Source organism: Ruegeria sp. AB10, from assembly GCF_056542745.1.
The window spans coordinates 22357-35022 of record NZ_JBQGAI010000002.1 but is presented as its reverse complement, the minus strand read 5'-3'; the positions used below and the strand labels follow the sequence as shown (position 1 = coordinate 35022).

12 protein-coding genes are annotated in these 12666 nt (G+C 60.8%); 2 read left to right on the top strand and 10 right to left on the bottom strand.

Annotated elements, in window-relative coordinates:
• Genes ACR0NT_RS05150 through ACR0NT_RS05130 form a run of 5 tightly spaced genes read right to left on the bottom strand, consistent with a single transcriptional unit; the run spans nt 1 to nt 4049 of the window.
• Nucleotides 1-1173 carry a molybdopterin molybdotransferase MoeA gene (locus ACR0NT_RS05150; protein WP_170671650.1) on the bottom strand — a complete coding sequence of 391 codons (1173 nt, stop codon included), beginning with the start codon at nt 1171-1173 and terminating at the stop codon, nt 1-3.
• A complete protein-coding gene (moaC, locus tag ACR0NT_RS05145) occupies nt 1170-1643 on the bottom strand; it encodes a cyclic pyranopterin monophosphate synthase MoaC (protein WP_170671648.1) in 474 nt (157 codons plus the stop codon). Before moaC ends, ACR0NT_RS05150 begins: the two co-directional genes overlap by 4 nt.
• Nucleotides 1643-2455: an indole-3-glycerol phosphate synthase TrpC gene (gene trpC / locus ACR0NT_RS05140; protein ID WP_170671647.1), complete on the bottom strand. Its 813-nt coding sequence runs from the start codon at nt 2453-2455 to the stop codon at nt 1643-1645. Before trpC ends, moaC begins: the two co-directional genes overlap by 1 nt.
• On the bottom strand, nt 2452-3471 hold the full coding sequence (trpD, locus tag ACR0NT_RS05135; RefSeq protein WP_170671645.1) for an anthranilate phosphoribosyltransferase: 1020 nt from the start codon (nt 3469-3471) through the stop codon (nt 2452-2454). The genes trpC and trpD overlap by 4 nt, the downstream gene beginning before the upstream one ends.
• Nucleotides 3468-4049, bottom strand: coding sequence for an aminodeoxychorismate/anthranilate synthase component II (locus ACR0NT_RS05130; protein ID WP_170671643.1), 582 nt, complete (start codon nt 4047-4049; stop codon nt 3468-3470). The genes trpD and ACR0NT_RS05130 overlap by 4 nt, the downstream gene beginning before the upstream one ends.
• A 120-nt stretch (nt 4050-4169) precedes the next feature.
• Here ACR0NT_RS05130 and ACR0NT_RS05125 point away from each other — a divergent pair, with 120 nt between their 5' ends.
• A complete protein-coding gene (locus ACR0NT_RS05125) occupies nt 4170-5792 on the top strand; it encodes a divergent polysaccharide deacetylase family protein (protein ID WP_480442686.1) in 1623 nt (540 codons plus the stop codon).
• A 45-nt stretch (nt 5793-5837) separates the two neighbouring features.
• Here the strand turns inward: ACR0NT_RS05125 and trpE are convergent, their stop codons facing one another.
• The 5 genes from trpE to fabI all read right to left on the bottom strand — a co-directional run bounded on the left by trpE (nt 5838) and on the right by fabI (nt 11808).
• Nucleotides 5838-7349, bottom strand: coding sequence for an anthranilate synthase component I (trpE, locus tag ACR0NT_RS05120; protein ID WP_170443810.1), 1512 nt, complete (start codon nt 7347-7349; stop codon nt 5838-5840).
• Nucleotides 7350-7361: 12 nt separating this feature from the next.
• Nucleotides 7362-9203: a peptidylprolyl isomerase gene (locus ACR0NT_RS05115; RefSeq protein WP_170671641.1), complete on the bottom strand. Its 1842-nt coding sequence runs from the start codon at nt 9201-9203 to the stop codon at nt 7362-7364.
• An 80-nt stretch (nt 9204-9283) separates the two neighbouring features.
• On the bottom strand, nt 9284-10459 hold the full coding sequence (locus ACR0NT_RS05110; RefSeq protein ID WP_170443814.1) for an aminotransferase: 1176 nt from the start codon (nt 10457-10459) through the stop codon (nt 9284-9286).
• A 27-nt stretch (nt 10460-10486) separates the two neighbouring features.
• Nucleotides 10487-10996: a xanthine phosphoribosyltransferase gene (gene gpt, locus ACR0NT_RS05105; protein ID WP_170443816.1), complete on the bottom strand. Its 510-nt coding sequence runs from the start codon at nt 10994-10996 to the stop codon at nt 10487-10489.
• Between the two features lie 5 nt (nt 10997-11001).
• The gene (fabI, locus tag ACR0NT_RS05100; protein ID WP_170325040.1) at nt 11002-11808 is read right to left on the bottom strand and encodes an enoyl-ACP reductase FabI; all 807 of its coding nucleotides are present in this window, start codon (nt 11806-11808) and stop codon (nt 11002-11004) included.
• 135 nt (nt 11809-11943) lie between these two features.
• Between fabI and pdxH the strand changes: the two genes are divergently transcribed.
• A complete protein-coding gene (pdxH, locus tag ACR0NT_RS05095; RefSeq protein WP_170672435.1) occupies nt 11944-12549 on the top strand; it encodes a pyridoxamine 5'-phosphate oxidase in 606 nt (201 codons plus the stop codon).
• Nucleotides 12550-12666 lie beyond the last annotated feature (117 nt).

The following is a 12666-nucleotide window of genomic DNA, read 5'->3' as shown; positions in this document are numbered from 1 at the left end:
CTAGATCGGCAGATACAGGACCTCATCCCCGGCAGAGCGCGCGGGATCGTGAGGTTCGCGCACCAATAGGGCATTGGCCTGCGCCAAAACACTCAACAAAGAGCTGTCCTGATCCGCACAGGCGCGAATGCCCTGATCGTCCAGTGTCGCGCGCATGTAGTGTTCGCGCGGGCCGTTTTCGCCGATCGGTTCGGCCAATCGGGCGCGCTGAAACGGGGGCAGAACCTGCTCAACACCCAACATGCGGCGCACCATCGGGATCAGGAAGAGATAGCCGCAAACCATTGCGCTGACAGGATTTCCCGGCAGACCAACCATCGCGGCATCGCCCAACCGACCGGCCATCAGAGGTTTCCCCGGACGCATCCGGATTTTGTAGAAGGACCGTTCCATCCCCAGCGACTGTGAGACATCGGCGACAAGATCATATTCGCCAACCGAGGCTCCGCCGATCGTGACGACCAAATCGGCACCTTCTGCCAGCCCGAAGGCGGTTTCAAGCGAGGCAACGGTGTCGCGTGCAATCGGCAGGACGCGCACTTGTGCGCCCGCGTTTTCCAGCAGAGCTTTCAGGCCAAATGTGTTCGACGCGATGATTTGATCGGGGCCGGGGGTTTCGCCCGGCATGACCAATTCATCCCCTGTCGAGATCAGCGCGACCACGGGTTTGCGCGTGACCGGAACTGCCGGAATGTTCATGGCTGCCATCAACGCAACATCCTCGGGGCGCAGAACGCGCAGAGCTGAGATTTGGGAGCCGGTTTGGAAATCGATACCGGCAGGGCGGATGTTGGACTTGGACCCGGGTTCATCGGTGATCGTCAGCAGATCACCACGACGGTCTGTATCTTCTTGAATAACAACGAAATCTGCGCCTTCGGGCACTGGGGCACCGGTAAAGATACGCACGGCCTGACCTGGCCCGACGGTGCCTTCGAACCGACGCCCGGCGGCGGATTCACCGATGACCTTGAACATCGCGTGCAGTTCGACCTCGGTCGATTTCAGGGCATAGCCATCCATCGAGGACGCGGCAAAAGGCGGCTGATCGCGGGTAGCACTGACGTCCTGCGCCAGTACGCGCCCGGCAGCTTCGACCAGCGGAACCGTTTCGGCGTTCAGCGGGGAAACAAGATCAAACAGCAGCGCCCGGGCGTCTTTGACCGTAATCATTTCGCCTCGTAACGCCCTGATTTTCCACCGTCTTTCAGCAGAACGCGAAGGCCGCCAATCTCCATCGCCTTATCGACGGCCTTGGTCATGTCATAGACGGTCAGTGCGGCGGTTGAAGCTGCGGTCAGCGCCTCCATCTCAACCCCGGTCTGGCCCGAAGTCTTGACGGTCGTCTCGATCTGAACACCCGGCAGATCGGGGTCCAGCGTCAGCTCAACAGCCACCTTGGTCACCGGCAGCGGGTGGCAGAGCGGGATCAGGTCAGGTGTTTTTTTTGCACCCATGATCCCGGCCAGACGCGCGACGCCCAGAACGTCACCCTTCTTGGCACGGCCTTCGGAAATCAGATCAAAGGTTTCCTGCGCCATTTTGATATGGGCGGCGGCAACCGCCACCCGGTCGGTGACGGCCTTGTCCGACACATCGACCATGTGCGCCTGTCCTTGAGCGTCGAAATGGGTCAGTGGCATTACATCACTCCGGGGATCAGCGGGTTCGCCAGCAATTGGCGGGTTGCGGCTGTGACATCGTCTTGACGCATCAGACTTTCACCGATCAGGAAGCAGCGCGCGCCATAGCGGGCGATGTCGGCCAGGTCTTCGGGCGTGCTCAGACCGCTTTCACATACGATGGTCCGGTCGCCCGGCACCAGTTTCGACAACCGGCGCGTGGTATCAAGCGAGGTCTCGAAGGTCTTGAGGTTGCGGTTGTTTATCCCGATCAGCGGGCTTTTCAGCTGCGTCGCGCGTTCCAGTTCGGCTTCGTCATGAACCTCGATCAGAACGTCCATGCCCCAGTCGAAGGCAGTCTGCTCCAGCTCGGCGGCCTGGCTATCTTCTACCGAGGCCATGATGATCAGAATGCAGTCCGCGCCCAAAGCGCGCGCCTCGATCACCTGATACGGGTCGTACATGAAATCCTTGCGCAGCGCGGGCAGCGATGTGGCCGCGCGGGCTTCGGTCAGATACTCTTTGGCCCCCTGAAAGCTGGGCGTATCGGTCAGCACCGACAAGCAAGCCGCGCCGCCGTCTTCATAGGCTTTTGCCAGCGCGGGCGGGTCGAAATCGGGGCGGATCAGGCCTTTGGACGGGCTGGCTTTCTTGACCTCGGCAATCAGGCCATAGCCTTTGCGCGTGGCCTTTTGCAATGCGTTCGCAAAGCCGCGAACTTCAGGGGCAAATCGCGCTTCGCCTTCCAGAAGGTCCAGAGGTTTCTCTGCCTTGTCTGCGGCGACTTCCTCAAGCTTATAGGCTTTGATTTTGTCCAGTACCGTCTCTGTCATGCGGCCTCCTGAGTCATTCGGGCCAGTGCGGCGATTTTTTCTTTGGCTTTTCCGCTGTCTATGCTTTCGACGGCTTTGGCAACCCCGTCCTTGAGGTCGGTGGCAGCATCTGCGACGACAAGCGCGGCGGCGGAATTCAACAGCACCGCATCGCGATAGGCCGAGGGCTGCCCGTCCAGCAACGCACGGAAGGCAACGGCGTTTTCTTCGGGCGTGCCGCCGAGGATGTCTTCGAACGGATGAACTGGCAGGCCTGCGTCTTCGGGGTGAAGCTCGACCTCTTTGACACGGCCGTCCTCAAGCGCGGCGACCCAGCTGATGCCGGTGATGGTCAGCTCATCGGTGCCATCCGACCCGTGCACCAGCCATGCGCGATCCGAACCAAGCAGGCCCAGCGTTTCCGCCATCGGGCGGATCAAATCGCGGCTGAATGCTCCGGTCAGCTGGCGTTTGGCACCTGCGGGATTGGTCAGCGGCCCAAGAATGTTGAAAATCGTGCGTGTACCAAGTTCCTGCCGCGAGGGCATGACGTGGGCGATAGCCGGGTGATGCATTGGCGCCATCATGAAGCCGATACCAACCTCTTTCAAAGCGTTTTCAACAACTTCCGGACCAACCATCACATTAATGCCCAGCTGTCCCAAGGCATCCGCAGCACCGGATTTCGAGCTGAGGTTGCGGTTACCGTGCTTGGCCACGGTCACACCGGCCCCGGCCACAACAAATGCCGTGGCGGTCGAGATGTTCAGCGTGCCCTTGCCGTCACCCCCGGTCCCGACAATATCCATCGCACCTGCGGGCGCTTTCACAGCATTACACTTCGCACGCATCACGGCGGCGGCGGCGGCGTATTCCTCAACCGTTTCGCCACGTGTGCGCATCGCCATCAAAAGCCCACCGATCTGGCTGGGCGTGGCTTCGCCTTCAAACAGGATGCCAAAGGCCTTTTCGGCCTCGTCGCGGGTCAGAGACCGGTCAGCGGCGGCTCCGATCAGCGGTTTCAGAGCGTCGCTCATGCGGGAACTTTCATCTCGGACAGGAAATTCTTGAGCAGGGCATGGCCGTGCTCGGAGGCGATGGATTCCGGGTGGAACTGGACGCCGTGGATCGGCAGCTCTTTGTGCTGCAGGCCCATGATGGTGCCGTCTTCCAGCTCGGCCGTGATCTCAAGGCAATCGGGCAGGGTGGTGGGATCTACCACCAGTGAATGATAGCGGGTTGCCTCGAACGGCGTGGGCAGCCCGGCAAACAGGCCTTTCCCGGTGTGATGCATGGTGCCCATCTTGCCGTGCACGATCTCATGACACCGGATCACGTCGCCGCCAAAAGCCTGCCCGATGGTCTGATGACCCAGACACACACCCATCAGGGGCGTCTTCGTTTCAGCCGCTGCCTCGGTCAGGGCCAGACAGATTCCCGCCTGATCGGGATCGCAGGGGCCGGGGCTCAGCAGGATGCCTGCCGGGTTCATCGCCATGGCTTCCTGGACGTCCAGAGCGTCATTCCGCCGAATGACCATTTCGGCACCAAGTTCGCCTAAATAGTGTACCAGGTTGTAGGTAAACGAGTCGTAGTTGTCGATCAGCAGCAGCATTTGGGCACTTGTCTCGGCTTGGGCATTTCGGGCTGGCGATACAGCCCCGGGCCACGGTATAATGTCGGGACATACATGCTCAGGCTTGCGCGGCAGCGTCAAGGGGACATCCGGTTCCTGATGCCGTGGCAAGTAAATGCCGCAACAGACGGCGAACATGCGATCGAAGCAGGACCAGAACGAGAGGCAATTGTTATGGGCGGATTTGTCAGCGGGATGATCGTGGGAACGGTCGTTGTTCTTGTGTTGGGGGCAGTGCTGTCTCTGAACACGCCACTGGCGAAAAAACCGGAAGTGGCAGTGTCTGCTCCGGAACCCGAGGTGGCCGAGGTTCCCGAAACCACCGCAGAGGCAACGGACACTGTTGGCGACGCCGATTTGTTGGACCTGCCACCGGCCGAACCCGAATCCACTTTTGACCAGACCGACACGTTGGCCGAACTGTCGGATGTCGAGGTCGAGCCCGAGGCCCAGCCCCAGGTGATAGAGCCTGCGGCTCAAGTTGATGAACCCGTCGCAGCACCTTCGGCACCGGTCAGCGTCTCGACTGAGGCGCCGGTTGCGCCGCAGGCCCCACCTGTAGTGCAGGGATCGCCCAATGCCGAGGCCTTGCCCGAGGTGTCGGTGGACGCGCCCGAAGCCCAGCCCGAGCCGGTCGCCGAAGCCGAGGTGCAGCCCGACGTTGCCGAGGCCACGCCTCAGGCCGAACCTGAAGGTGTCGAGGCCGAACCCCAGCCGGAACCCGAGATTGCCGAAGTCGAACCTCAACCTGAACCCGAGGTTGCACCGGAAACTGAATCTGTCGCGGCTAAGGTGGCACCTGAGCCAGAGGTGGCCGATACAGCTGTGCCTGAGGGGGAAACAAACCCCTTTGAGAACAGCCCGATTGCCGTCGAAGGCGACGAAGATGCAGCACCGCGCGATCTGCCCCGGATTGCATCCGTTCCCCAGATCGGAGGAGAAGGAGACGCTGCCTCAGTTCCGAATGTCGGGACGCGCGTTGTACCTCTGACCGAACGTGATGATGTGATCCAGATCACTGAAACCGGCACCGAACTGGTTGTTCCGGGCAAGCCGATCGAGGCCTACGCGGCCGATTTCGAAAACCCCGAGGCCAAGCCGCTGATGTCCATCATCCTGATCGATGATGAGGGCGCATACGGCGCCGAAGCTTTGCAGGACTTCCCATACCCGCTGACCTTTGCGGTCAGCCCCTCTGATCCGGAAGCCGCCGAAAAGATGAACCGGCACCGCGAGGCCGGTTTCGAAGTTCTGGCACTGGCCGATCTGCCCGAGGCCGCCAGCGCGCAGGATGCCGAGGTTTCTTTGGCGGTATGGCTTGATACGCTGCCGGAAACGGTGGGTATCCTTGAGGGCGTGGATTCAGGAATTCAGGGCAACCGCAAACTGGCCGATCAGGTCGCCGCGATTGCCGCCGGTACGGGCCGGGGTCTGATTACGCAGGATAACGGGTTGAACACCGTGCAAAAGCTGGCCGCGCGCAACGGCGTGCCCTCGGGCGTGATCTTCAGGGATATCGATGGCGCGCGCCAGGACCCCAAGATCATGCGCCGTTTCCTGGATCAGGCCGCGTTCCGCGCCGGGCAGGAAGGTACCGTCGTGATGCTGGGCCGCCTGCGTCCCGACACGATCTCGGCCCTGCTGCTGTGGGGTCTTGAGGATCGAGGTAACCGCGTCGCAATGGCCCCGATTTCCGCGGTGATGATGAAAGAAGTTCAGTAAAGCCTGAAGAAAAGAAACGGTTGGCCTCAAAGGCCAGCCATTTTTCTATGAGTTGCCCGACCCCGTGAATCGTGCAGCATCCGCAGCAGCCCGCCGGATGGCGTTCGATTTGTGAACGGTCTCCATATATTCGTACTCGGGGTCGCTGTCGTAAACGACACCGCCGCCAGCCTGAATATAGAGTTTGTGATCCTTCACGATGGCCGTCCGCAGGGCGATACACATATCCATATCGCCACCGGCGCTGAAATAGCCAACACCGCCGCCATAGACGCCGCGTTTTTCCGGCTCCAGCTCGTCAATGATCTCCATCGCGCGGACTTTCGGCGCGCCCGAGACGGTGCCCGCAGGCATCCCGGCAAAGAACGCATCCAGTGCGTCTTTGTCTTCGGCCAGCTTTCCGACCACGTTCGAGACGATGTGCATCACGTGGCTGTAGCGTTCGATGATGAACTCTTCGGTGGGACGCACGGTTCCGATCTTGGACACGCGACCGGTGTCGTTGCGGCCCAGATCCAGCAGCATCAGGTGCTCGGCCAGCTCTTTCTTGTCGGCCAGCAGATCGGCCTCGTTGGCCTTGTCCTCTTCGGGCGTTGCACCACGGGGGCGGGTGCCGGCGATGGGACGGATCGTGACCTCATCTCCGAAGACGCGCACCAGAATCTCGGGGCTGGCACCAACGACCTGAAAGCCGCCGAAGTTGAAATAGAACATGAAGGGCGACGGGTTGGTTCGGCGCAACGAGCGATACAGGGCAAACGGTGGCTGCGGGAATTCCTGCGTCCAGCGCTGCGCCGGGACGACCTGAAAGATGTCGCCCGCACGGATGTATTCCTTGGCCTTTTCAACCGCTTCCATATAGCCGGACTTGGTAAAGTTCGACACCGGCGGCGCGACCTCGGACGCATCCCCCAGATCGCGGGTTTCGGCAGGCATGGCGCGTTCCAGATCGCGCACCGCGTCCATCACACGCTCGGCGGCCTGCGCATAGGCGGCCTTGGCCGATTGTCCCTCGGCCACCCAGGCGGGCGAGACAACGGTGACTTCGCCTTTGACACCATCCAGAACAGCGATCACCGAAGGGCGCAGCATGATCGCGTCGGGCAGGCCCAGCGGGTCGGGGTTCACGTCCGGCAGGTATTCCACCAGCCGTACCATGTCATAACCCAGATAACCAAACAGTCCCGCTGCAGCCTGTGGCAGGTCGTCGGGCAGTGCGATGCGGCTTTCGGCCAGCAACGCGCGCAGGTTGTCCATCGGGTTACCGTCCTGCGGATCGAACGCCTCGGCATCGAAGCGAGCCGAGCGGTTCAGTTCGGAGGCTTCCCCGCGACAGCGCCAGATCAGGTCCGGCTTCATGCCAATGATCGAATACCGCCCGCGAATCTCTCCTCCGGTCACCGATTCCAGCATGAACGCGTCTTTCTGCGCGCCCGTCAGCTTGAGCATCAGGGACACGGGCGTGTCCAGATCCGCCGCCAGACGGGTATAGACAACCTGATTTTCACCAGCCTCATAAGCGCGGGCGAAGCTGTCAAACTCGGGGGTCAGGGCCATATTCGGTCTCTTTTAATAGCTTGACTGCACGGCGTTCAGCGCGCGCTGATCAATCACCGGACGGGCGCGGGCCTGCGCGTCGCGAACATAGGCGTCAAATATGTTCTGCGCCAACGCCTGGTTCAGCTGAGCCTCAAGCGCGGCCTGAGCCTGACGCAGTTCGTCGGTTTCGGCAGGCGCCAGCAGCTCTTCCAGACGGATGATGAACGCGGAACCGTCACCAGGAACGGTGCGCAGCTCGCCGGGTTCCATTTCGAAAACCTGCACCATGAAATCCGCAGGCACATCGTCCAGGAACGCGGTGCGGGTCAGGGCGTTTTCCACGCGGAAGGGCAGGCCGGTGGAGGTAAAGTCGCCATCTGCGTTCAACTGCTCCAGAACCGCGTTGGCCTGCTCTTCCAGTGCTTTGCTCGTCTCGGCCTGCGTCCACGCAGCCACCACGCGCTCACGCGCTGTCTCCAGCGGTTCGGGGCGTTGGGGCAGAACCTGGTTCAGGCGCAGGGCAAAGATCGAGCCGTCCTCAAGGAACGCAACCTCGGGGAAATCTCCTTCGTTCACAGCCTCGGCGACGGTGCGGAACCCGTCATAGGCGGCAACACCATCGTCGCTCTGGCGGGTCCAGTCGATCTGCCCCAGTTCCATCTCGGTCTCAGAGGTCAGCTCTTCCAGAGTGGCGCCACCGGCCAGCATGTCATTGATGTCTTCAGCCTGTGCCTCGATCTGACGGCGGGCACGGTCGGTGGCCAGTTCCTCGCGCAGGGCAGGTGCGGCGTCTTCGAACGAGGTCGTGTTCTCGGCCAGCGAGCCATTGATGCGGAACAGGGCAGGGCCAAAGGTCGACGGCAGCGGCCCAACCACGGTGTCCAGATCGGCGGCAAAGATGGCATCGGCCGCTTCGCCAAGGTCTTCGCGGGTCACGTCACCAAGGTCGATATCGCTAAGTTCCAGCTGGCGGTCACGCACCAGCTGTTCAAACGTGGTGCCGCCGACCTCAAGCTGGGCCATCGCAGTTTGCGCGGCCTCCTCGCTGGGATAGGTCAGACGTTCGACCAGACGGCGCTCGGGCTGGTGGAATTCGGATGCGCGCTGATCATAGAGGCGACGCACTGAATCCTCGTCTACCTCGACACTGTCCAGCAGCATTTCCGGCGACAGAATCGCATAGGTCAGTTGCTTGGTGCGGGGCAGGGTGAACTGATCCGTGTTCTCATCATAATAGGTCTGAACCTGTTCATCGGTCGGTGCGGCGACAGGGGTGGTCAGCGCATCCGGCCCGACCGTGGCCACGGTAAAGCTGCGGCGGGCACCGACGTAATCGGTCAGCACTTGCGTCAGGACCGAGGGCATTTCAACGCCGCTGACCACCGCGTTCTGCACGATGGTGCGCGAGGATTCCTTGCGCAGGTCCGATTCGAACTCGGTATCCGTCATTCCGACCTGTTCCAGTTGAAACTGATAGGCGTCACGGTCAAACGAACCATCCACACCTTGAAACGCCTGAATGGCGACGATTTCCTTTTGCAGGTTCTCGTCTCCGATCGAAATGCCCAGCTCACCAACTTCGTTGTCCAGCGCGGCCAGAGCGGTCAGGCGCGACAAGGCCAATCGGTCCAGCCCGAACTCCTGCGCCTGCGACATTTGCAGGGGCTGGCCGGTCTGACTTTCGACCGCGCGGATTTCGCGCTGCAGCTCACGGACATATTCGTTGATCGAGACCTCTTCGTTGCCGACCTGGGCAACGGTGCGCACAGTGCCGGTCAGGCTGGTTGCGCCAAAGCCTGCAAGGCCCAGCATCAACAGGCCCATGATAATCCAGACAAAGGTCTTCGATAGGTTTTTAACGCCTGCGGCCATGGTGCCCTCTTATTAATGCGGCAAGTTACTGCCCTGTCGGTTGCGGCCCTGAATACGATGCACGCCGCCGGGGGGCAAGCTCAGAAGGACAGGGCCTGTAGCCGGTCGAACAATTGTGCGATTCCGGCGCGGTCGAGATTGGCAAACGCAATGCGAACCTGACGTTTTCCAGCCGGGTCACTATCGGGAAGGAACATCGTACCGGGCAGCAAGAGTATACCGGCCTCGGGCACCAGACGACGCGCCAGCTCGTCCGAAGGGATGTCGAACGGATGCTCGAAATAGGCAAAATAGGCACCCAGCCCCAACAGGCGCCAGCCCTTGTCGGCCAGACGGGGCAACTGTTCCTGAATAGCGGCACGGCGGTCGAGGATTTCAGCGCGCTCTCCGGCCACCCATTGCGACAGATTTTTCATCCCCCACAGCGCTGAAAACTGGCCGATCTGGCTGGGGCAGATTGCCACCGTGTCCAGAAACTTTTCGATCTCGGCCAGAAGGTCTGCACCGGTTGCGATTGCGCCGACGCGGTGGCCGGTCAGGCGATAAGCTTTGGAAAAGGAATAGAGGTGGACCAGCGTATCCTGCCAGCCCGGTTGGCTGAACAGGTCATGCGGCGGGCCGCTGCGGCTGTCGAAGTCGCGATAGGTCTCATCCACCAACAGCCGAATGCCCGCGTCGCACGCCAGATCGTAGAAGGCGCGCACCAGATCCGAGGGGTACTCCACCCCGCCCGGATTGTTCGGAGTCACCAAGGCGATGGCGCGGGTCTTGTCGGTGATCAAAGCGCGGACCGCATCGGGATCGGGCAGCAGGTTATCACCGGTTTTCAGGTCGATGGCGCGCACGCCCGCCATATCCAGCCACATTTTATGGTTGAAATACCAAGGGGTCGGCAGGATGACCTCGTCCCCTTCGTCCGTGATTGCCGAGATCGCCGCCGCAAAAGCTTGATTGCAACCCGAGGTGATTGCGACCTGATCCGACGCGACCTCGGCGGCGTAATGCTGGCTGATCTGGGATGCCAGTTCCGCGCGCAGTTCGGGATTGCCCAGAACTGGCCCGTAAAGATGAGCACGGTCCTCGGTCACGGCAAACTCGGCCATGGCCTGACGCAACGCCAAAGGCGGCGGCTCGACCGGTGCGGCCTGGCTGACATTGATCAGAGGCCGGTCCTCGGAAAAGACCACGCCCTCCAGCCAGCGCCGCGCCTCCATCACCGGAGGGGCGAAAGTGGCGGCGGTGCGTGTCCGGGTCATGCGTGGTCCTGGATGTTCAGCAGAGGATCAGTCGGTACCGCGATAGGGCTCGACATATTGCAGGGCCATATCCCACGGGAAGAAGATCCACGTGTCCTGGCTGACCTCGGTGATGAACGTGTCCACCATCGGGCGGCCTTTGGGCTTGGCGTATACAGTGGCAAAATGCGCTTTGGGGTACATCGCGCGCACCAGTTCCAGCGTTTTGCCGCTGTCGACCAGATCGTCGATGATCAGAACGCCTTCACCATCGCCCATCAGATCAACGTCGGGGGCTTTCAGCACCTCGGCCTCGCCCTGCGCCTGATGGTGGTAGGACCGCACGCTGATCGTATCGACGGTACGAATGTCCAGCTCGCGGCTGACGATCATCGCAGGCGCCATGCCGCCGCGGGTGATGGCAACAACGGCGCGCCACGCGCCGTCATCCGGGCCCTGACCGTCCAGCCGCCACGCCAAAGCGCGCGAGTCGCGGTGAATCTGGTCCCAGCTGATGTGAAAGCCTTTTTCGTGGGGCAGGCGGTCTTTGGCGCTCATTGTTCTTAACCTTTTTCAACGTCCGGGGCGTCGACGGCCTTCATGCCGACGATGTGATAGCCCGAATCCACGTGCAGATTCTCACCGGTGACACCGCTGCTGAGATCGGACAGCAGATACAGTGCCGACTTGCCCACATCATCAATGGTCACATTGCGGCGCAGGGGTGAGTTATACTCGTTCCACTTCATGATATAGCGGAAGTCGCCAATGCCGCTGGCGGCCAGCGTCTTGATCGGACCCGCCGAGATCGAGTTGACGCGGATACCATCCTTGCCCAGATCCTCGGCCAGGTATTTGACCGACGCTTCCAGCGCGGCTTTGGCAACGCCCATCACGTTATAGTGCGGCATCACTTGCTCGGCACCGTAATAGGTCAGGGTAACGGCGCTGCTGCCTTCGGACATCATCTTTTCCGCGCGCTGCATCACGGCGGTGAAGGAATAGACCGACACATCCATGGTCAGCTTGAAATTCGCGCGGCTGGTATCGACGTAACGACCGCGCAGTTCGTTCTTGTCCGAGAAACCGATCGCGTGAACGATAAAGTCCAGCTTGCCCCATTTCTCTTCCAGTGAAGAGAACAGCGCATCGATCGATGCCTCGTCGCTTACATCGCAAGGCAGGACGATTTCGCTGCCCAGTTGCGCTGCCAGCGGGTCCACCCGTTTCTTCAGCGCATCGCCCTGATAGGAAAAGGCAAGTTCGGCTCCGGCTTCGGATAAAGCGCGGGCAATTCCCCATGCGATCGATTTATCATTGGCCAGCCCCATGATGAGGCCGCGTTTTCCGGCCATCAACTGATTTGACATGTTCGGTTCTCCGCCTGTCTTCGCTTTATGTTGGGTTGGTTTATGCCATTGGTTGCGCTGCTTCAAGGCCACGAACTCTTGCCCACAGCGGGTTCTCGCCCTAGGGTAGTTAACAAAAGTTTCCGGGGGATGGAAATGACCGAGCGTGGTGGCATTTTTGCCGGCGCTGATCCGTTTGAAATTTCGGATCGGTGGCTTGCAGAGGCCAAAGACAGCGAATTGAATGATCCCAACGCCATAGCGTTGGCGACCGTGGACCCGGACGGGATGCCGAATGTGCGCATGGTGCTGTTGAAAGAGATCGAATCCGATGCCTTCGTGTTTTACACCAATTACGAAAGCACCAAAGCGACCGAGCTTGAAACGGCGGGCAAGGCGGCGTTTGTCATGCACTGGAAATCTTTGCGGCGCCAAATCAGGGTTCGTGGTACAATCACCCGGGAAAACGGGCCGCAAGCCGATGAATATTATGCGTCCCGCTCATTGAAGAGTCGCCTCGGGGCCTGGGCTTCGAAGCAGTCTCAGCCTCTCGGCAGCCGGTCTGCCCTTATGGCAGAGGTTGCAAAGGTGACCGCGAAACTGGGGCCGAACCCTCCGCGGCCGCCATTTTGGGGCGGATATAGGCTGGTGCCGACCGAGATCGAGTTTTGGGCCGATGGAGCTTTCCGGTTGCATGACAGGTTCCAATGGCGCCGGGATCAGGTGGGCTCGGCATGGGAAGTGCAGAGGTTGAATCCATGACGTTCGCGTATCGTGAAATGCAACGCGCAGGAAATAAAGGATTTTTTCGGCTTGAATTTGCGCGCCATTCCCATACACATCGGACCCTTAACGAACTGTTAAAATTCGCGATAGGAA

What these genes read in the sequence shown, in the direction of transcription:
- gpt (WP_170443816.1), bottom strand. Translation starts at nt 10,996, where the DNA reads ATGAGCGCCAAAGACCGCCTGCCCCACGAAAAAGGCTTTCACATCAGC.
- trpD (WP_170671645.1), bottom strand. Translation starts at nt 3,471, where the DNA reads ATGAGCGACGCTCTGAAACCGCTGATCGGAGCCGCCGCTGACCGGTCT.
- fabI (WP_170325040.1), bottom strand. Translation starts at nt 11,808, where the DNA reads ATGTCAAATCAGTTGATGGCCGGAAAACGCGGCCTCATCATGGGGCTG.
- moaC (WP_170671648.1), bottom strand. Translation starts at nt 1,643, where the DNA reads ATGCCACTGACCCATTTCGACGCTCAAGGACAGGCGCACATGGTCGAT.
- pdxH (WP_170672435.1), top strand. Translation starts at nt 11,944, where the DNA reads ATGACCGAGCGTGGTGGCATTTTTGCCGGCGCTGATCCGTTTGAAATT.
- trpE (WP_170443810.1), bottom strand. Translation starts at nt 7,349, where the DNA reads ATGGCCCTGACCCCCGAGTTTGACAGCTTCGCCCGCGCTTATGAGGCT.
- ACR0NT_RS05150 (WP_170671650.1), bottom strand. Translation starts at nt 1,173, where the DNA reads ATGATTACGGTCAAAGACGCCCGGGCGCTGCTGTTTGATCTTGTTTCC.
- ACR0NT_RS05115 (WP_170671641.1), bottom strand. Translation starts at nt 9,203, where the DNA reads ATGGCCGCAGGCGTTAAAAACCTATCGAAGACCTTTGTCTGGATTATC.
- ACR0NT_RS05125 (WP_480442686.1), top strand. Translation starts at nt 4,170, where the DNA reads ATGCCGTGGCAAGTAAATGCCGCAACAGACGGCGAACATGCGATCGAA.
- ACR0NT_RS05110 (WP_170443814.1), bottom strand. Translation starts at nt 10,459, where the DNA reads ATGACCCGGACACGCACCGCCGCCACTTTCGCCCCTCCGGTGATGGAG.
- ACR0NT_RS05130 (WP_170671643.1), bottom strand. Translation starts at nt 4,049, where the DNA reads ATGCTGCTGCTGATCGACAACTACGACTCGTTTACCTACAACCTGGTA.
- trpC (WP_170671647.1), bottom strand. Translation starts at nt 2,455, where the DNA reads ATGACAGAGACGGTACTGGACAAAATCAAAGCCTATAAGCTTGAGGAA.